Raw genomic sequence first — 18,990 nt, forward strand, 5'->3', positions numbered from 1 at the left:
CGCCCGGTCACATTCCGAACCCGGAAGCTAAGCCTTTCCGCGCCGATGGTACTGCAGGGGGGACCCTGTGGGAGAGTAGGTCGCCGCCGAACAATTATTGAGCCTCAACCCCCAGCCTATGGCTGGGGGTTGAGGCTTTTCTGCGTTCAAGGTTCGGCTGTCAGCCTGTTGCATCCTCTGCGAAGAGTTCCTCGACGGTCTGCACATGGATGGTGCGGTCGAGCCAGCAGCCGAGCGTGTCCAGATCGGTGCAACTGAGGATGCGCCGGCGGGATTCCTCGGGCACCGACACGCCGCGTCCGACGAGGAACCGGATGATGGCCTGCGCTTCACCCTGCGCCTCGCCCTCAGCCGGGCGCGTCCCGGGCGGGCGTGGGCGTGGTGTGGGTGTCAGGGCAGCGCTCCCTGTTGGAAGGCGCAGGTCCAGATCACGGGGTGGGTGACGCCCGTTGCGTCCTCTGCCTTGCCGCCGATCGAGCCGTTGTCGGACGCCGCGAGGCCGTAGCTGGGGTGGGCGGCCGCCAGGCGGGGGAGGGTGAGGGCCGCGCCGGTGCCGGGCCAGGCCTGGGCCTGGGCGGGGACTTGGATGCCCTGTGCGTTGTCCTGGAACTCGGCGGTGCCCGCGACCAGGCCCGTCGTGCGGCTGATCGCCTCGAACGTGCCGTGGCCCTCGTGCGAGGGCGGGCCGTCCACCATCGTCGCGGCGGCCTGGTAGGGAGCGTCCCAGTACGCGGGCCGGTGGCCCAGCCGTTCGCCGTACCGCAGCACGCCGCCGACCACGCGGCCGTGTTCGTCGATGTCCCGTACCGTCCAGCGCGCGTTGCCGAACTCCGTGGGCACGGCTGGGCCGAGGGTGAGCGTGCCCTTGTCCTTGGCCGGCCAGACCATGCCCACGCTCGACGCGTCGAAGCCGCTGCCCCCGGGCGCCTCGCCGTCGCCCACGACCGTTCCCGCGTTGTCCAGCGCCGTGGCCGTCGTCGAGTTGAGGTCCAGCGGGGTCGTGATCGTACGGAGGAGATGGCCGTCGCGTACGACGTACGAGCGGCCCGTGCTGAGGAGGTCCTGGAGCAGCACCTCGCCGTGGTCGTTGACGTCCACGGCGGTCGGCGACTGGGCCGTGGTCGGGACCTCGATCGGCGTGATGGCCGCGTCCCCCGCCCGGTAGGTGAACGGGACGCTGCCGTGTACGCCCGAGAGGTTGACCTGGCCGACCATCAGGCCCCGGCCGTTCACGGCCTCGATACCGCCCAGGTACGCGGTGGCCGGCACGGGGACGCGGTGGAGCTGCGAGCCCGTCCAGTACGCCGGCAGGTTGCCCGCGCGGCCCACGGCGAGGCCGTCCGGGCCGAAGTCGTTCACGCCGTCGTTCCAGCTGGGCGATTCCGTCGTCGGCAGCACCTTCAGCTCGGGTGCGCAGCCGTCACCGCCCGCCGCCGCCGCGGCCGGCAGACCGCCGGGCACCAGTGCGCCCGCCAGGGCCAGCGCCCCCGTCACTCCACGGATCCATCGCCTCATCGTCCATCCCCCCGTCGATGCTCCATTGGGGCAAAGGACGGACACCGCTGTTGCACGGATGCGGTACGGCACGATGCCACACGAAACCCCCACGAACGGGCGGCGGCGATCCACTTCGGCCGGAGGCTACTCATCCGTAGCGTCAGACCTTAGGCTCCGCGCATGATCGATGACCGTCTGCGCCGGGGCCGGGCCGCGCTCGCCGTTTCCTTCGCCGTGCAGGGTGCCGTGTTCGCGCTCCTCGTGACCCGCATTCCGGCCCTGCAGGACCGTTACGGCATCGAGGACGCCGCGCTTCCCGTCTTCCTGGCCGCCGTGCCCGTCCTCGCGGGTGTCGGGTCCGTGGCCGCCGAGCACGCGGTGCGGCGGATCCGGCCCAGCGTGCTGCTGCGGTGGTCGCAGCCCGTGGTGTGCCTCGCCCTGCTGGCCGCGGGGTCGGGCGGCGCGGTGTGGGAACTGGCCGTGGCGCTGGCGGTGTTCGGGCTCGCGGTGGGGGCGCTGGACGCGTCGATGAACATGATGGGCGTCAGCCTGCAGCGCACGTACGGGCGCAGCATCATGGTCGGCTTCCACGGGGCGTACAGCCTCGGCGGCATAGCCGGGGCGTCGGCCGCGTGGGCCGGCGCGCACTGGAATCTGGAGCTGCCCGTCAACTACGGCCCCGCGGTGGCGGTGTTCGTTCCGCTCGCTCTCCTGGGGAGCCGGTGGTACGCCGACCAGGAGACCGCTCCGGCAGACGCAGACGTCGCGCAGGCCGACGGGGCGATGCGCTTCCGGCTGCTGCTGCCGCTGTGCCTCGTGATGGCCTTCGCGTACATCGGCGACGCCACGGTCTCCAACTGGAGCGCCAAGTACCTCGACGACACCCTGCGCAGCTCGGAGGAGCTCGCGACCGTCCCGTACAACATCTACATGGTCACGATGCTGGCCGGCCGGCTGCTCGGCGACCGGGCCGTGGGGCGCTTCGGGCCGCCGGCCGTGCTGCGCGTCGGGGCGCTCGTCGCGGCGGGCGGGTTCGCGGTGGTGGCCGTGGCGCCGGAGCCGTGGACGGGGATGGCCGGGTTCACGCTGCTGGGGCTCGGGCTGTGCGTGATCGTGCCGCAGACGTTCGCGGCGGCGGGGCGGCTCTTTCCGCGGGACTCCGACGCGGCCATCGCCCGGCTCAACATCTTCAACTACGTCGGCTTCCTCGTCGGCGCCCCGCTGGTCGGCGCGGTCGGCGAGGCATGGAGCTACCGGGGCGCGATGCTCATACCGATGGCCCTCGTCGCCGCGACGCTCGTGTACGCCGCCTCCTACGGCGACGGCGCGGCCCGCTACCGTGGCGGGCATGAGCGGGCGCGCGCAGCTGATGTGGGATGAGGCGGTCACGGGTTACGACTTCGGGTCGGAGCACCCGATGGACCCCGTACGCCTGGCGCTGACGATGCGCCTGATCGAGGCCCTCGGCGTCGACAAGGCCGCCTCCGAGGGGGTCGTGGCGGCGCCGGCCGCCGGGGACTCCACGCTGCGGCTGGTGCACCGGCAGGACTACGTCGACGCGGTACGGCGGGTCTCCGCGGATCCGGGCGGCGCCGACGGCTCGTACGGGCTGGGGACCATGGACGACCCCGCCTTCGCCGGGATGCACGAGGCGTCCGCGCTCATCGCGGGGCAGTCCGTGGCGGCGGCGGAGGCGCTCTGGCGGGGGAGCGCGGACCACGCGGTGAACTTCGCCGGCGGGCTGCACCACGCGATGCCGGGCGGCGCCGCGGGGTTCTGCATCTACAACGACGCCGCGCTGGCGATCGCCCGGCTGCTGGAGCTGGGCGCGGAGCGGATCGTGTACGTCGACGTGGACGTGCACCACGGGGACGGCGTGCAGACGGTGTTCTGGGACGACCCCCGGGTGCTGACGATCTCCCTGCACGAGCATCCGCGCACCCTCTTCCCCGGCACGGGCTGGCCGGAGGAGACCGGCGGCGAGGGCGCCGAGGGCAGCGCGGTGAACGTGGCGCTGCCGGCGGGGACGTCGGACGCGGGGTGGCTGCGGGCGTTCCACGCCGTCGTACCGGAGCTGATCGCCGACCACCGCCCGCAGGTGCTGGTCACCCAGCACGGCGCGGACACGCACATCGAGGACCCCCTCGCCCATCTCGCGGTGAGCCTGGACGCCCAGCGCATGCTGATGGAGTCCCTGCACGCCCTGGCGCACCGGCACGCGGACGGCCGCTGGCTGGCCCTGGGCGGCGGGGGGTACGCGATCGTCGACGTCGTCCCGCGCTCCTGGACCCATCTGGCGGCCATCGTGGCGGGCGCGCCCGTCGACCCGGCGACGGACATCCCGGAGACGTGGCGCCAGCAGGTGTACGCCCTGACCGCCGCCTCGGCCCCGCGCCGGATGACGGACGGCCTGCGGCCCACCTGGCAGGACTGGGAGGACGGTTACGACCCGGCCTCCCGGCTGGACCAGGCGGTCCGCGCCACCCGCACCGCGGTGTTCCCCTCCCGGGGGCTGCTGCCGTGAGCCGCTGATACCGCCAAGTCCCGCCGTACGGGCGAAAAACGGCGGAACCGGTCCGGGAGAGCGGGCCGGGGGGCCACGATGGCGGCCATGTCGACCGACGTCGAGGAGCGGACCGCGCTCAGGGCGCACCTGCTGCGCACCCGTATCGCCGGTGCCGTCGCCACCACCCGGGATCAGAGCCTGCGCCGGTACGCTCTCTTCGCGGCCCGCGACCCGCGGGCGCTGCTCGGGCTGGAGCCCGAACGGGACTGGTCCGTGGCGGACTTGCTGCGGCTCATGGCCGAAAGGTGCGGCGTATCGCCCGACCCCGGGCGGATCTCGGGCACCGAGACGATCGATCCGGACCGGACGCTCGACGCGCTCGACGCCCTCGCGGAGCGCCTCGGGCGGGCGGCTCGGGAGCGCGAGGCGTTGCTCATCGGCACCGGGCACCCCAAGCGGCTCATGGAGTTCTACGTCCCCCTGGCTGCCGCCCTGTCGGCGGCGGGATGCGATGTCCTCACCCCGGGTGAGGGGAGAGATGTCGACATAACGACCCGGTTCGGCGTACGCACCTACAACCTTTCGTACGTCCGGGGAGTCGCTCTGTTGCGCGATGAGGGCGTGCGGGAACCCGGCGGCCACTCCGGCGTACACACCCACTCACCGCTCCCCGTCCGTGCGGCGCTCGCCGCGGCGGCGGCCGGGCCGCACCCGCTGCCCGGCCTGGTCATCGGCGACCACGGCTGGGCCTGCGGTGCAGGTCAGCTGGGGTTCGAGGCGGTGGGGCCGGCGGACGCGGACGACCCGGCGCCGTTCGTCGGGCAGAGCGAAGGGCGGCTGTCCGTCGTCGTTCCGCTTGATGACGCTGTGCGGTCCGATTACTACCGACCGCTTACTCGCTATGTACTCAATCGAGCGTGTCTGTCACAGTAGCCATCCGATCGCTACTCCTCTTCCCCACTTGCCTCACCCGCCCCTACTCTGGGGAAGAGCGCGCATGCGAGCAGGAGTCACCGGAGGGGAAGCCGGTGCCCGTCATGTGCGGAAGGTTCAGGTGTGTCATGGCTGCAAGCGAGAGTGGGCCTCTGAACGAGGTCCGTTTCCGGACGGTGGCGGAAGTCGCCGCACTGATGCGAGTGTCCAAGATGACCGTGTACCGACTGGTGCACAGCGGTCATCTGCCGGCGATCCGGGTAGGCAGGTCCTTCCGGGTCCCCGAGCAGGCGGTGCACGAGTATCTCCGCGAGTCCTATGTGGGGGTGGAATCCGCCTAGGGGGGCGCGGGGGGCCGTGCGGCGACCCTCGATTACTGGGTGCGCTGCCCTTGAGGGTAGGCTAGGCCGACGTAGGTCGTGTGGGCCCATGCCCCGCACCGAGTGAAGAGAAACTGCGAGGGTAGACGTGGGCTCTGTAATCAAGAAGCGCCGCAAGCGGATGGCGAAGAAGAAGCACCGCAAGCTGCTCAAGCGCACGCGTGTGCAGCGTCGCAACAAGAAGTAAGCGGCAGCGCAGTCAAACCGCCGCCCCCACCGCGTTTGCCGGGAGGGGCGGCGGTTTGCGTATCAGGGCACTGTGATCTGCGCTATCCCGGCCGGGTCGGGACATCACCGTGCAACAACACCTGGATACGGTGGGTCCTGGCGGTCGGGGACACGACGAAAGGGCGGGGCCAGACGTGGGCAAGACCGTGCTCGTCACCGGAGTCGCCCGTCAGCTGGGCGGCCGGCTGGTGCGCCGGATCCAGCGCGAGCCCGGGGTGTCGCGGGTGATCGCCGTGGACGCTGCCGAGCCCGAGCATCTGCTGGGCGGCGCCGAGTTCGTACGGGCCGACATCCGGCATCCGACCATCGGCCGCGTACTCGTCGAGAACGCCGTCGACACCGTCGTCCACCTCGACGTCACCGGCACCCCCCTCTCCCCGCGCGGCAGCCGCGCCGGGGTGAAGGAGACCAACGTCATCGGCACCATGCAGCTGCTCGGGGCCTGCCAGAAGGCGCCCTCCGTACAGCGCCTGGTGGTGAAGTCCAGCACCAACGTCTACGGCTCCGCGCCCCGCGACCCGGCCGTCTTCACCGAGACCACCGAGTCCCGCTCGCTGCCCAGCGGCGGCTTCGCCAAGGACACCGTCGAGGTCGAGGGGTACGTCCGCGGCTTCGCCCGGCGCCGTCCCGACGTCGCGGTCAGCGTCCTGCGCTTCGCGAACATCCTCGGCCCGCGCACCGACACCCCACTCGCCGACTACTTCTCCCTCCCGGTGCTGCCGACCGTCCTCGGCTACGACCCGCGGCTGCAGTTCGTCCACGAGGACGACGTCATCGCCGTACTGCTGCTGGCCGCCGGGGAGGGCGCCGCCTCGGGCCGGACCAGCCCGGTGATCAGCGGCACGTTCAACGTCGCCGGTGCCGGCGTGCTGCTGCTCTCGCAGGCCGCGCGGCGGCTGGGGCGGCCCACCGTGCCGGTCCTGCTGCCCGCCGTGACCTGGGTGGGGGCCGCGCTGCGGTCGGTCGGCATGACCGACTTCTCACCGGAGCAGATCCGGCTGCTCACCCATGGCCGGATCGTCGACACCACACGCATGCGGGAGGTGCTCGGCTTCACCCCCGGGTACACGACCGCGGAGGCCTTCGCCGACTTCGCGCACAGCCGCGGGCCCGGGCTGCTGCCGCCGGAGGCGGTCGGCCACCTCATCGACGCCGCCGCCGCGCGGCTCGGAGTGACGGGGGGTACGGACATCAGCAGCGCCGTGAAGGAGCGCGCCCACCATGGCTGAAGCGAAGGTCATACCGTTCGACGACGACCGCGCCCGGGAACGCGCGCGCCGTGCGCAGACGCGGCGGCGGCCCGCCGCGGGCGCGCCCGGCGCGGCGGGTACGGCCGGCGCGACGGCGGGTACGACGCGCAGGCTGCCGGCCGCGGAGTCGCTGCCGGGGGCCGGTCCCGTGGCGCCTGAGGCGCCCGCCGCGGCCGTACAGGGGGACGGCGAGGGGCCGTCCACGGAGCCGGTGGGTGCGGACGACGCGGCGGGTGCCGCCGCGTCCGATGCCGAGGGTGCCGGTGCTGATTCCGGCGCCGGTGTCTCCGAGGATCCCGGGCTCGTCGGGCGGGTGCTCGGCGCGGGCTGGGACCGGCGGATCGCCGGCGGGCTCAGCTTTCTGCGGCGGCGGCTGACCGGGGAGTACGAGGTCGACGAGTTCGGCTTCGACCAGGACCTCACCAGCCATGTGCTCATGCCCGCGTTCCGGCCTGTCTACGAGAAGTACTTCCGGGTCGAGGTGCGCGGCATCGAGAACATCCCGAGCGAGGGCGGGGCGCTGGTCGTCTCCAACCACTCGGGGACCCTGCCCTGGGACGGGCTGATGCTCCAGGTCGCCGTGCACGACCACCATCCCGCGGAGCGGATGCTGCGGTTGCTGGCGGCGGACCTGGTCTTCGTGCTGCCCGTGGTCAACGAGCTGGCCCGCAAGGCCGGGCACACGCTCGCGTGCGCGGAGGACGCGCAGCGGCTGCTGGAGCAGGGCGAGGTCGTCGGGGTGATGCCCGAGGGCTTCAAGGGGCTCGGGAAGCCGTTCTCCGAGCGGTACAAGCTGCAGCGCTTCGGGCGGGGTGGGTTCGTGTCCACGGCGCTGCGGGCGCGGGCGCCGATCGTGCCGTGCTCGATCGTCGGGGCGGAGGAGATCTACCCGATGATCGGCAACGCCAGGACGGTGGCGCGGCTGTTGGGGTTCCCGTATTTTCCCGTCACGCCGACGTTTCCGTGGCTCGGGCCGCTGGGGGCGGTGCCTCTGCCCACGAAGTGGGTGATCCAGTTCGGGGAGCCGATTCCGACGGATCGGTATCCGGCGGAGGCGGCTGAGGATCCGATGCTGATGTTCAACCTTACGGATCAGGTTCGGGAGACTATTCAGCACACGCTGTACAAGCTGCTGGTGCAGCGGAGGTCGGTGTTCTTCTGACGCGGGTTGCGGCCGCTTCCTGCGGTTGGGTGGGTGGCTTCGCGCCTCCGGCGCGGGGTTGCCCCCGCCCGCCCACCCGTGCGGGGTTTGCGGGAGGTCGCCGGTACGCTTCGGGCCCGCCCCTTCGGGGCGGGCCCTTGCGTTGTGTGGGCGCCGGGTGGCCGTTGTGCCCTGGCGGGTGGGTCCTGGGGCCGCCGGTCGGCCGGCTGCTGTGGAGGGTGGGGCCCTGCGCTTGGCAGCCGCTGCCGGGCGGCGTTCTCCGCCTGGCAGCCGCTGCCGGGCTGCGTTCTCCGCGTATCGCGCCGGAGGGCGCGGTCGCTCTTACTCCTCCTCGCCGCTGATTCCCAAGCCCGGGAGTAGGCCCGGGAGTAGTGGGGGCAGGGTGATGTCCGCCTCCGGGGAGGTGGAGGGGGAGCCGGAGCTGTCGGGGGAGGAGCTCGAGCCCGTGTTGCCGCCCAGGATGCCGTCGCCCAGGAGGCCGCCGTCGGACGCTGAGTCCGAGGGGGCGGGGGTTCCGCTCGCGCCGGTCGTCGCGTCGGCCGAGGTGGTGGCCGACGGGGACGGGCCCGGTGAGCCGTCGTCGTCCCGCGTGGTCGTGCCGGGTGGGGCGCCGCCGGGGGAGGACTCGGGAGGCAGTTCGTTCTGGTGCGGGGCCAGGTCCTGCTCTATGTCGTCGAAGATCCGGGTGACGTCCTCGCCGAGGCCGCTCAGCTGCTGCGGCAGCCGCGCACGCAGCTCGCTCCAGCCGCCGCGGTGCCTCTCGGAGAACTCCGAGAGCGTACGCATCGGGCCGATCTTGTGGTTCGACTCATAGGCGCGGGCCAGCAGCCGGCGGCCCTCGCCCGCGTCGTGTTTGACGCCGCTCAGCGCCCGGCGCACCTCGCTCACGGACTCCTCGTCCAGCTCGCCGGCCCGATCGCGCTCCATCAGCCTGCGGGCCTCGTTGAGCCTGGTCGACGCCTGGTCGAGGTAGATCTTGCCGCGCTCGCTGTCGCCGTCGGCGAGGGAGAGCCGGAAGTCCTCCATACCGCGTTTGAGCCCGTACAACGTGTCGCCCGGCAGCGCGTCCGAACTGGCCGCCGCCGCACCGCTGAAGGCACCCGCCGCCACGCCGACCCCCAGGCCGCCGATGGCGACACCGCGGGACCAGCGTGAACGTGGCCGTAGCCGGGAGAGGCTGGAACGGGTGGCGCGATGGGCTCCGCGGCGCCGCTGCTCGGGCACCGCGGGGGTGCCGGCACCACCGCCGGCGAACATCCGCTCCATCTCGGCGATGAGCAGCGCGCGCTGCTCGGTCTTCACCTCGGCGGAGAGTTCCGGAGCGGGCAGCGCGGCCAGCCCGCCCGCCAGTGCGAGCAGCTGGGTCTGCTCCGGGTCCGCCGCGAGGGCCTCCGGCGGAATGGGCTCCTCGAGAGCCTGGGCGAAGGCGTTCGCCTGTGCCGATACGGATCCGATCACGGGCGGCACCTCCTCTCAATTCTGGGTCTCAGGCGTTGGACTCCTGCGACCGGCCCGGGGGTTGTGCGAGGAAGCGGCATACACCCGAACGAGTGAGTGCCACTTCTCGCAGCACGGCCGTAAGAGTGCTGCAATCCGCTCAACGAGAGGTGGGGCAGTCGGGTTACGCGGTGCTGATTATCCGACTGTTGGTCCGGCGGCGCGGCTATCGCGGAGTCCACGTCAGTCCTCGCGGGTGTGCGGCGTTGGATGCGGGCGGGTGCGGCGGTCGGTGCGCGGTCAGCGGGCGTCGTCCGGCAGCAGCCGGGCCAGGGTGCGTACGGCCCGGTACTGCAGGGTCTTGATGGCGCCCTCGTTCTTCCCCATCACCCGGGCGGTCTCGGCGACCGAGAGGCCCTGGAGGAACCGGAGCGTAACGCACTCCTGCTGCTGGGGGTTGAGCCTTCTCACCGTCTCCAGCAGCGCGGTGTTGGAGAGGGACTCCAGCACCGAGTCCTCGGGGCTGCGTTCCACCTCGTTGGCGTCGAGCATCTCCCCCGTGGTGACCTCCAGCCGGAAGCGGCTGGACTTGAAGTGGTCCGCGACCAGGTTGCGGGCGATGGTCACCAGCCAGGCGCCGAAGTCGCGGCCCTGCCAGGTGAAGGTGCCGATCCGGCGCAGGGCGCGCAGGAAGGTCTCGGACGTGAGGTCCTCGGCCTGGGCCCGGCCGCCGACCCGGTAGTAGATGTAGCGGTAGACGGTGTCCGAGTACTGGTCGTACAGACAACCGAAGGCCTCGGCCTCGCCGTTCTGCGCGCGTTCGACCAGGTCCATCATTCTCCCCGCGTCGCCCTCCGGGCGTTCGGGACGGGTGCGGCCGCCGGCCACGGTGGTGGCGCCGCCGCCCGCTGCCGGGCGGCCGTTCACGGCGGCCGTGCCGCGTCTGCTGCCCACCGCGGGCGAGGCCGCCCCGCCGTCCGTCATGGCGAAGACGGGCGAGGCGGGTCCGGCCAGGGCCAGCGCCGGGCCGGCGAACGGGCCGGCCGCGGGGGCGAAGGTGCTGCGCAGTTGTTCGAGCTGGTCAAGCACCTGCGCTCGCAGCGCAGCCAGGCCTGAGGCGTCAACCCCGACGTGTGGGTACACGGGACTCCCAGAGGCAGAGCTTTCATCACGTACTGTGCGGGACCGTTCACCCGTCACTGGGACGTGTGGGTTCCGGGTTTGCGTCTGAGGAGAATAACGCTTCGTGCAGGGAGCGCTACACCCAGTTGCTTAAATCACCGGATCCGCTCGGTCCGTAACCACTTGACGACTCATCGAGTATCCAGCGGTGGTGTGACTCTGATCGGTAAGTTGCACGAACGGCCTGGTTCTATGGCGTGTTGTGTCGATGTCGTGCTAATGGGACTGGCGGGCCCGGTGCCGGGGTAAGAGACGCGGATTGACCCTCGCCGGGTGCTCGTTCCGAATGGTCAGCCGCAGATGATCAGAGGAACGCCGCGGGTGCGGAGGGAAGCGGCGGGCTCAGAGCCGCCGGCGCCGCTGGAGGGCCGCGGCCGCCGCCGCGCCGCCCGCCACCGCGCCCACGCCGGCCGCGGCCGGGATGCCGACCTTGGCCGCCTTGCGGCCGGTCCGGTAGTCGCGCAGCCGCCAGCCGTGCTTCTGGGCGTGCTTGCGCAGCCGGGAGTCCGGGTTGACCGCGTACGGGTGGCCCACCAGGGACAGCATCGGGATGTCGTTGGCCGAGTCGCTGTACGCCGCGCAGCGGTCCAGGTCCAGCCCCTCGGCGGCGGCCAGGGCCCGTACGGCCTCGGCCTTCGCGGGACCGTGCAGGGGCTCGCCCGCGAGGCGGCCGGTGTAGACGCCGCCCACCGACTCGGCGACCGTGCCCAGCGCGCCCGTCAGCCCCAGCCGGCCGGCGATGATCGTCGCCGTCTCCACGGGGGCCGCGGTGACCAGCCACACCTTCTGCCCGGCGTCCAGATGCGCCTGGGCCAGGGCCCGGGTGCCGGGCCAGATGCGGTCGGCCATGAACTCGTCGTAGATCTCCTCGCCCATCTCCATCAGATCGGAGACGCGGTGGCCCTGGATGATCGACAGCGCGCTGGCCTGCGCGTCCTGCATGTGCTCGGGGTTCTCCGCGCCGGCCATCCGGAAGTACGCCTGCTGCCAGGCGAAGCGGGCCAGATCGCGGGTGCGGAAGAACTTGCGCTTGTACAGGCCGCGGCCGAGGTGGAAGATCGCGGCGCCCTGCATGATCGTGTTGTCCAGGTCGAAGAAGGCCGCGGCCTTCGTGTCGCCCGGGACCGGGAACCGGGGCTCGCCCTGGTCGTCGGAGACCTCCTCGGCCGCCTCCGCCCGTGCGGCTGCCTGCCCGGCCTCGTGCGCCAGCTCCTGGGAGGACTTGCGCGCCGCTTCTGCCGCCGCCTCGCCCGCCAGGACACTCCGGGCGGTGGCGGAGCGCCGGCGTCCGGTGAGGGCGGTGAGCCAACTGAAGGCGGCCATGCCGAGAGCATAACGGTGCAGTGCGGACGATCCGGTGTCGGGCAAGTTACTTCGGGCCCAATGGACCGGCCCCAGTGGCCCGTGGAGGGGTGCCGGGAAGGCCAGAATGGACCCCATGAGTCCCCTGCTGCGCCGCGGTCCCCGCACGAACCCCGCCGACCGGACCGTCACGCTGATCGGCAAGCCCGGCTGCCATCTCTGTGACGAAGCCCGCACCGTGGTCAGTCAGGTGTGCGGGGACCTCGGTGCGTCCTGGGAGGAGAAGGACATCGAGCAGGACGCCGAGCTGCACCGGCTCTACTGGGAGCAGATCCCGGTGGTACTGGTGGACGGTGCCCAGCACACGTTCTGGAGGGTCGACCCGGCGCGGCTGCGGCGGGCACTGGTCGGCTAGGCGCCTTTGCCGGGGTGCGCGGGCGAACGGATCCCGGGGGCTTCGCCCCCGGACCCCTGAGGGCAGGTGGTTGCGTGAGCGGGGCGGTTGCGGAGCGGTGCCGGACGGCGCCGGGGGCGCTCGGGCGGCCGGGGTTCCGGGCCGCCGGGGGCCGGTGGCCGGGCGGGGATGCGGGGGGCGCCTGGGAAGGCGCAGTAGCATCGTGGTCGTTTTGTGTTCGAACGGGGGGCATGTCGCTGTGCGTATGTGCTGAAGAAAGGGTCCGATGGTGCGGTGCGTGACGCCGGTCACTCTGCCCGGGCAAATCGGACACCATCTTTGTGCACGCGTTCACAAAGGCATAGCCTGCTGTCAACACGGCCGCCCTGTGTCCGAGGGCGCCCCGTTGATAGTGCAGTCCATGCGTTCTCGCGCAACCGGCAGGAGCACCGTGGCAACTGGCCGAACTCACCGACCGGCGGCGAGCCGGAGCCGAGGGATTCCCGAGGCCACCGTCGCCCGCCTCCCGCTGTACCTGCGGGCGCTGACCGCGCTCTCCGAGCGCTCGGTCCCCACCGTCTCCTCCGAGGAGCTGGCGGCCGCCGCCGGGGTCAACTCGGCGAAGCTGCGCAAGGACTTCTCGTACCTCGGCTCCTACGGCACCCGCGGCGTCGGCTACGACGTCGAGTACCTCGTCTACCAGATCTCCCGCGAGCTGGGCCTGACCCAGGACTGGCCCGTCGTCATCGTCGGTATCGGTAACCTCGGAGCGGCGCTGGCCAACTACGGAGGGTTCGCCTCCCGCGGTTTCCGGATCGCCGCCCTCATCGACGCCGACCCCGGGATGACCGGCAAGCAGGTCGCGGGGCTGCCGGTGCGGCACTCCGACGAGCTGGAGGACATCATCCGGGACAACGGGGTCTCCATCGGCGTCATCGCCACCCCCGCCGGCGCCGCCCAGCCGGTCTGCGACCGCCTGGTGGAGGCCGGTGTCACCTCCATCCTGAACTTCGCCCCGACCGTGCTGAGCGTGCCGGACGGCGTCGACGTACGGAAGGTGGACCTCTCGATAGAGCTGCAGATCCTCGCCTTCCACGAGCAGCGCAAGTCCGGCGACGAGGGCGCTGCCGCCCCGGTCGGCACCGCGGCGGCGCGCACGGCGGCGGACAAGCATCCGGAGTCCGGACCTGACGGGGACGTCCCCGCCGTGATGCCCGCATGAGTGTCCTGGTCGTCGGTCTGAGCCACCGCAGCGCCCCGGTGAGTCTGCTGGAGCGCGTCTCGCTGAGCCGTGACGCGCAGGCCAAGCTGATCGCGGACGCGCTCGGCGCCGAGCCGGTCGCCGAGGCCGCGCTGCTGGCGACGTGCAACCGGGTCGAGCTGTACGCGGCCGTGGACAAGTTCCACGCCGGGGTGGCCGAGCTGTCCACGCTCCTCGCCCAGCACACGGGCGTGGGGCTGGAGGAGCTCACCCCTTATCTCTATGTGCACTACGAAGACCGGGCCGTGCACCACATGTTCTCCGTGGGCTGCGGGCTGGACTCGATGGTCGTGGGCGAGGGCCAGATCCTCGGCCAGATCAAGGACGCGCTGGGCCTGGCCCAGGAGCTGCACTCCGCCGGGCGGCTGCTGAACGAGCTGTTCCAGCAGGCGCTGCGGGTCGGCAAGCGCGCCCACTCCGAGACGGGCATCGACCGGGCCGGCCAGTCGCTGGTCACGTTCGGTCTGGAGCAGCTGGCCGGCGGGCCGCACGTGCAGTCGTGGGCCGCGGGCAAGCGGGCCCTGGTCATCGGCGCCGGCTCCATGTCGTCGCTGGCCGCGGCCACCCTGGCCCGGGCGGGCGTCACCGAGCTGGTGATCGCCAACCGGACCTTCGCCCGCGCCCGCCATCTCGCCGAGTCGCTGGCCGACGCCGGCAGCGGCGTCACCGTCCGCGCGGTGCCGATCGCCGCCATGGGCGCCGAGCTGGCCGAGGCCGACGTCGCCGTGTCCTGCACCGGCGCCACCGGGCTCGTGCTGACCGCCGAGGCCGTACAGGAGGCGCTGGGCGGGCGTACGGACCGCAGGCTCGCGGTCCTCGACCTCGCCATGCCGCGGGACGTGGACGCCGCCGTGCACCGGCTGCCCGGTGTGCACTTCGTCGACATCGAGACCCTCGCCGAGGCGTCCGCGGACGCCCCCATGGCCGCCGACGTCGACCTGGTGCGCGGAATCGTCTCAGCAGAGGTGGCCGCCTTCGGCGCCGCCCAGCGGGCGGCGACCATCACGCCCACCGTGGTGGCCCTGCGCACCATGGCCGCGGACGTCGTCGAGGCCGAGATGGCCCGGCTGAACGGACGGCTGCCGGAGCTCGACGACCGGGCCCGCGCCGAAATCACCCAGACCGTACGCCGCGTGGTGGACAAGCTCCTCCACGCCCCCACCGTGCGCGTCAAGCAGCTCGCCGGCACCCCCGGCGGCGCCGACTACGCGGACGCGCTCCGCAAACTCTTCGATCTCGACCAGGAGGCGGTCGCGGCCGTCAGCCGGGCCGACGCATCCACTGGGAAGGGGGGCCACGAGTGACGACCGAGGAGTCCACCACCGTGCCCCTGCGCCTCGGAACCAGGCGCAGCAAGCTCGCGATGGCCCAGTCCGGGCTGGTCGCCCGGGCCGTCGAGCAGATCACCGGGCGCCCGGTCGAGCTCGTCGAGATCACCACGTACGGCGACACGTCCCGCGAGCACCTCGCGCAGATCGGCGGTACGGGTGTGTTCGTGACCGCGCTGCGCGACGCGCTGCTCAGCGGTGAGGTCGACTTCGCCGTGCACTCGCTGAAGGACCTGCCGACCAAGCAGCCCGACGACCTGGTGCTGGCCGCCGTGCCGAAGCGCGAGGACCCGCGCGACGTGCTGATCGCCCGCGACGGGCTGACCTTCGCCGAACTCCCCGACGGCGCCCGCGTGGGCACCGGTTCGCCGCGCCGCATGGCGCAGCTGAACGCGTGGGCGAAGTCTCTCCACAAGCGGATCGAGACCGTTCCGATCCGGGGTAATGTCGACACCCGCATCGGCTTCGTACGCGACGGCGAGCTCGACGCGGTGGTCCTGGCGGCCGCCGGGCTGAGCCGGCTGGGCCGTATCGGCGAAGTCACGGAGTTCATCTCCACCGACACCGTCCTGCCCGCCCCCGGCCAGGGGGCACTGGCGGTCGAGTGCGCAGCGTCCCGCGCTGACCTCGCCGCCGCACTCGCCGAGCTCGACGACCCGCACACGCGGGCCGCCGTGACCGCCGAGCGAACCCTGCTCGCCGAGCTGGAGGCCGGCTGCAGCGCGCCCGTGGGCGCGCTCGCCGACCTGCACGCCGACGGGACGGGTTCGACCACTGTTAACGAGCTGCGCCTGCGCGGAGTCGTCGGCACGACCGACGGTTCCACGCTGGTACAGCTGTCCACCACCGGTCCCGTACCGGCGTCGCACGACGCCGCTGTGGCACTCGGCCGCGAGCTCGCAGCCGAGATGCTCGCCAAGGGTGCGGCCGGTCTGATGGGGGAGCGAGCACTTTGAGCCCCATGCCGTCGAACACGTCCAACAACACCGCGAGCCGGTCCGCGCTCGGGCACGTCACCTTTCTCGGTGCCGGACCCGGGGATCCGGGGCTGCTGACGCTGCGCGCCGTGGAGGCGCTGGCCTCCGCCGACGTGCTGGTCGCCGCCGACCCGCAGGTCCTGCCGGTGGTGACGGCGCACGCGAGGCCGGGCGCGGCCACGCCGACGCTTCAGGACGAGACGGCCGATCCGTCGTCAACGCCCGCGCGTGCGGCCCATCTTGTCATGGAGGCCGCGCGCGGCGGCAAGAGGGTCGTCCTGGCCGTCCCGGGTGATCCGGGCCTGGACGGGGGCGCCTCGCAGCTGATGCTGGACTGCGCCGCGGAGGGCATCCTCTTCGAGGTCGTCCCGGGTATCTCCTCGGCCCTCGGCGTGCCCGCGTACGCCGGTGTGCCGCTGCGCGACCCGCAGGGCGGCGACGTGCGGTTCGTGGACGCCCGTACCGCCTCCGGGCAGCTGTGGTGCGAGGTCGGCGCGAGCGACGGCACGGCCGTCGTGTCGACGACCCTGGACGGGGTCGCCGCCGCCGCCAAGGAGCTGGTGTCCGCCGGCCGCAAGCCCGACACCCCGATGTCGGTGACGCTCGCCGGTACGACGACGCGGCAGCGCACGTACAACGCCACCCTCGGCTCGGTCGCCCAGGTGCTGAAGGCCGCGAAGGTGATGCCGTCGCCCGACGGCGGGCAGGCCGTGATAGCCGTGGTCGGTGAGCAGAGCGCGCCGGCCCGTCGCGAGCAGCTGTCCTGGTTCGAGTCGAAGCCGCTGTTCGGCTGGCAGGTGCTCGTGCCGCGGACCAAGGAGCAGGCGGCGTCGCTGAGCGAGCAGCTGCGCTCGTACGGCGCGGTGCCCTCCGAGGTGCCGACGATCGCCGTCGAGCCGCCGCGTACGCCCCAGCAGATGGAGCGCGCGGTCAAGGGCCTGGTCACCGGCCGCTACGAGTGGATCGCCTTCACCTCCGTGAACGCCGTGAAGGCGGTGCGGGAGAAGTTCGAGGAGTACGGGCTCGACGCCCGGGCCTTCGCGGGCATCAAGGTCGCCGCGGTCGGCGAGCAGACCTCGCGGGCGCTGGTGGAGTTCGGCGTCAAGCCCGATCTGATGCCGTCCGGAGAGCAGTCCTCGCACGGGCTGCTGGAGGACTGGCCGCCGTACGACCCGGTCTTCGACCCGATCGACCGCGTCTTCCTGCCGCGCGCCGACATCGCCACCGAGACCCTGGTCGCGGGGCTGAAGGAGCTGGGCTGGGAGGTCGACGACGTCACGGCGTACCGCACCGTGCGCGCCTCGCCGCCGCCGGCCGAGACCCGCGAGGCGATCAAGGGCGGCGGCTTCGACGCGGTCCTGTTCACCTCCTCCTCCACCGTGCGGAACCTCGTCGGAATCGCCGGCAAGCCCCACAACGTCACCGTCATCGCCTGCATCGGCCCGGCCACGGCGAAGACCGCCGAGGAGCACGGGCTGCGCGTGGACGTACTGGCCCCCGAGCCGTCCGTGCACGCCCTGGCGGAGGCCCTCGCGGAGTTCGGCGCGGCCCGCCGCGACGCCGCCCTCGAGGCGGGCCAGACCGTCACCCGGCCCAGCGAGCGCCGGCCCCGGCGCAAGGCCCGGACGGTGTGAGGCCCGCGGGGCTACTGTTGAGGACCTACGTTCGTTGAAGGGAATCCTGTCGTGAGCGGTCTGACCGATGGCCCCGTGATCCGGCCCCGCCGGCTGCGGGGTACGCCGGCGATGCGGCGGATGGTCGCCGAGCACCGGCTGCACCCGGCCGAGCTGATCCTGCCCGCGTTCGTCCGCGAGGGCATCGACGACCCGGTGCCGGTCACCTCGATGCCGGGCGTCGTGCAGCACACGCGCGAGAGCCTGAAGAAGGCCGCGGCCGAGGCCGTCGCCGCGGGCGTCGGCGGCATCATGCTCTACGGCGTGCCGGAGGAGTCCAAGAAGGACGCGGTCGGCACGGCGGGGACCGATCCGGACGGGATCCTGCAGGTCGCGCTGCGGGACGTCCGGGCGGAGGTCGGCGACGACCTCGTCGTGATGTCCGACGTGTGCCTCGACGAGACCACGGACCACGGCCACTGCGGCGTGCTCGACGCGCAGGGGCGGGTCGACAACGACGCCACCCTGGAGCGGTACGCCGAGATGGCCCAGGTGCAGGCGGACGCCGGCGCCCATGTGCTCGGCCCGTCCGGGATGATGGACGGCCAGATCGCCGTCATCCGCGAGGCGCTGGACCAGATCGGGCGCGAGGACGTGGGCGTGCTCGCGTACACCGCGAAGTACGCGTCCGCTTTCTTCGGGCCGTTCCGGGAGGCCGTCGGCTCCTCGCTGAAGGGCGACCGCAAGTCGTACCAGCAGGACCCGGCCAACTTCCGCGAGTCGCTGCGCGAGCTGGAGCTGGACCTCGCCGAGGGCGCGGACATGGTGATGGTCAAGCCCGGTCTGCCCTATCTGGACGTGCTGGCGGCCTACGCGGCCGAGGTCACGGTGCCGCTCGCGGTGTACCAGGTGTCCGGGGAGTACGCGATGGTCGAGGCGGCGGCCGAGAAGGGCTGGATCGACCGCGAGCGGGCGATCCTGGAGAGCCTGACGGCCTTCAAGCGCGCGGGCGCGAACATGGTGCTCTCGTACTGGGCCGTCGAGGCGGCGGGCTGGCTCCGGCGGGACTTCTGACGGCAGGGGTTCACGGGACGTGGTTCGCCGCCCACAGGCGGGCCACGTCCACCGCGTCCGGTTCCTGGAGATACGTCATCGGGAGCCAGCCGGTGAACTCCTCCTGGGGGTCCGTGTCCGGGTAGTACGGCTCGTACTCCTCCTGCAGGGCGAGGAAGACGACCCGGTCCGGGGCCGCGTCGCGCAGGAAGCCGAGGCAGCGCGGGCAGGGCTGGGCGATGCAGTAGATCTCGCAGCCGTCCAGCCGTTCGCTGCCCAGCAGCGCCCGCGCCGCGCGCACCGCCTGCACCTCCGCGTGCACCGAGGCGTCCGTCTGGGCGGCGCTCTCCGCCACCACGCGGCCGTCGCGCGCGACGAGGCACGAGAAGGGCCGGCCGCCCTCCAGCACGCTGCGGTGGGCCAGCGCGACGGTGCGGCGGATCAGCAGGCTGTCGTCCAGCATCCGTCCGGGACCTCCGTGCAGTTA

At 72.4% G+C, this 18,990-nt stretch carries 19 protein-coding genes and 1 rRNA gene; 14 read left to right on the forward strand and 6 right to left on the reverse strand.

Going from position 1 to position 18,990, the window contains the following annotated elements:
- Window positions 1-92: ribosomal RNA gene (rrf, locus tag AB0M28_RS27580) — 5S ribosomal RNA — on the forward strand; the annotation flags it as partial.
- Between the two features lie 68 nt (window positions 93-160).
- Here rrf and AB0M28_RS27585 read toward each other — a convergent pair.
- A complete protein-coding gene (locus tag AB0M28_RS27585) occupies window positions 161-292 on the reverse strand; it encodes a hypothetical protein (protein ID WP_365410507.1) in 132 nt (43 codons plus the stop codon).
- A 98-nt stretch (window positions 293-390) separates the two neighbouring features.
- Window positions 391-1,515: a hypothetical protein gene (locus AB0M28_RS27590; protein WP_365410510.1), complete on the reverse strand. Its 1,125-nt coding sequence runs from the start codon at window positions 1,513-1,515 to the stop codon at window positions 391-393.
- 162 nt (window positions 1,516-1,677) lie between these two features.
- On the opposite strand from AB0M28_RS27590, the gene AB0M28_RS27595 reads away from it, so the two are divergent.
- The 7 genes from AB0M28_RS27595 (at window position 1,678) to AB0M28_RS27625 (ending at window position 7,956) form a co-directional block, all read left to right on the forward strand.
- Window positions 1,678-2,877 carry an MFS transporter gene (locus AB0M28_RS27595; RefSeq protein ID WP_365410512.1) on the forward strand — a complete coding sequence of 400 codons (1,200 nt, stop codon included), beginning with the start codon at window positions 1,678-1,680 and terminating at the stop codon, window positions 2,875-2,877.
- On the forward strand, window positions 2,846-4,021 hold the full coding sequence (locus tag AB0M28_RS27600) for an acetoin utilization protein AcuC (RefSeq protein ID WP_365410515.1): 1,176 nt from the start codon (window positions 2,846-2,848) through the stop codon (window positions 4,019-4,021). The genes AB0M28_RS27595 and AB0M28_RS27600 overlap by 32 nt, the downstream gene beginning before the upstream one ends.
- Window positions 4,022-4,108: 87 nt before the next feature.
- Entirely contained in the window at window positions 4,109-4,936 is an 828-nt protein-coding gene (locus tag AB0M28_RS27605) for a phosphatase (protein WP_365410518.1), read from the forward strand.
- A gap of 128 nt (window positions 4,937-5,064) precedes the next feature.
- On the forward strand, window positions 5,065-5,277 hold the full coding sequence (locus tag AB0M28_RS27610) for a helix-turn-helix domain-containing protein (protein ID WP_194293069.1): 213 nt from the start codon (window positions 5,065-5,067) through the stop codon (window positions 5,275-5,277).
- A gap of 127 nt (window positions 5,278-5,404) precedes the next feature.
- Window positions 5,405-5,503, forward strand: coding sequence for an AURKAIP1/COX24 domain-containing protein (locus AB0M28_RS27615; RefSeq protein ID WP_003948845.1), 99 nt, complete (start codon window positions 5,405-5,407; stop codon window positions 5,501-5,503).
- 175 nt (window positions 5,504-5,678) lie between these two features.
- Window positions 5,679-6,773 carry an NAD-dependent epimerase/dehydratase family protein gene (locus AB0M28_RS27620; protein ID WP_365410522.1) on the forward strand — a complete coding sequence of 365 codons (1,095 nt, stop codon included), beginning with the start codon at window positions 5,679-5,681 and terminating at the stop codon, window positions 6,771-6,773.
- Window positions 6,766-7,956 (forward strand): lysophospholipid acyltransferase family protein, encoded by a 1,191-nt coding sequence (locus AB0M28_RS27625; RefSeq protein WP_365410525.1) that lies wholly within the window; start codon window positions 6,766-6,768, stop codon window positions 7,954-7,956. The genes AB0M28_RS27620 and AB0M28_RS27625 overlap by 8 nt, the downstream gene beginning before the upstream one ends.
- A 321-nt stretch (window positions 7,957-8,277) precedes the next feature.
- On the opposite strand, the gene AB0M28_RS27630 is transcribed toward AB0M28_RS27625, so the two are convergent.
- From AB0M28_RS27630 to AB0M28_RS27640, 3 genes are all read right to left on the reverse strand, one after another.
- Window positions 8,278-9,414, reverse strand: coding sequence for a DUF5667 domain-containing protein (locus AB0M28_RS27630; RefSeq protein WP_365410528.1), 1,137 nt, complete (start codon window positions 9,412-9,414; stop codon window positions 8,278-8,280).
- A 279-nt stretch (window positions 9,415-9,693) separates the two neighbouring features.
- Window positions 9,694-10,536, reverse strand: a complete 843-nt coding sequence (locus AB0M28_RS27635; RefSeq protein ID WP_365410531.1) for an ECF subfamily RNA polymerase sigma factor, BldN family — start codon at window positions 10,534-10,536, stop codon at window positions 9,694-9,696.
- Between the two features lie 381 nt (window positions 10,537-10,917).
- Entirely contained in the window at window positions 10,918-11,898 is a 981-nt protein-coding gene (locus AB0M28_RS27640; RefSeq protein ID WP_365410534.1) for an HAD-IB family hydrolase, read from the reverse strand.
- A gap of 115 nt (window positions 11,899-12,013) precedes the next feature.
- Here AB0M28_RS27640 and AB0M28_RS27645 point away from each other — a divergent pair, with 115 nt between their 5' ends.
- The 6 genes from AB0M28_RS27645 (at window position 12,014) to hemB (ending at window position 18,524) form a co-directional block, all read left to right on the forward strand.
- Entirely contained in the window at window positions 12,014-12,292 is a 279-nt protein-coding gene (locus AB0M28_RS27645) for a glutaredoxin family protein (protein WP_365410537.1), read from the forward strand.
- 430 nt (window positions 12,293-12,722) lie between these two features.
- Complete coding sequence (locus AB0M28_RS27650) at window positions 12,723-13,493, forward strand: redox-sensing transcriptional repressor Rex (protein WP_365410540.1); 771 nt, start codon at window positions 12,723-12,725, stop codon at window positions 13,491-13,493.
- Entirely contained in the window at window positions 13,490-14,836 is a 1,347-nt protein-coding gene (locus AB0M28_RS27655) for a glutamyl-tRNA reductase (RefSeq protein WP_365410543.1), read from the forward strand. The genes AB0M28_RS27650 and AB0M28_RS27655 overlap by 4 nt, the downstream gene beginning before the upstream one ends.
- Window positions 14,833-15,816 carry a hydroxymethylbilane synthase gene (gene hemC, locus AB0M28_RS27660; RefSeq protein ID WP_365410546.1) on the forward strand — a complete coding sequence of 328 codons (984 nt, stop codon included), beginning with the start codon at window positions 14,833-14,835 and terminating at the stop codon, window positions 15,814-15,816. The genes AB0M28_RS27655 and hemC overlap by 4 nt, the downstream gene beginning before the upstream one ends.
- A 5-nt stretch (window positions 15,817-15,821) precedes the next feature.
- Entirely contained in the window at window positions 15,822-17,471 is a 1,650-nt protein-coding gene (locus AB0M28_RS27665) for a uroporphyrinogen-III synthase (protein WP_365410549.1), read from the forward strand.
- A gap of 51 nt (window positions 17,472-17,522) precedes the next feature.
- A complete protein-coding gene (hemB, locus tag AB0M28_RS27670) occupies window positions 17,523-18,524 on the forward strand; it encodes a porphobilinogen synthase (RefSeq protein WP_365410552.1) in 1,002 nt (333 codons plus the stop codon).
- Window positions 18,525-18,534: 10 nt separating this feature from the next.
- Here hemB and AB0M28_RS27675 read toward each other — a convergent pair whose 3' ends face one another.
- Window positions 18,535-18,966 (reverse strand): deaminase, encoded by a 432-nt coding sequence (locus AB0M28_RS27675; protein WP_365410554.1) that lies wholly within the window; start codon window positions 18,964-18,966, stop codon window positions 18,535-18,537.
- Window positions 18,967-18,990 lie beyond the last annotated feature (24 nt).

It is taken from the genome of Streptomyces sp. NPDC051940 (genome assembly GCF_040680895.1).
Lineage (GTDB): Bacteria > Actinomycetota > Actinomycetes > Streptomycetales > Streptomycetaceae > Streptomyces.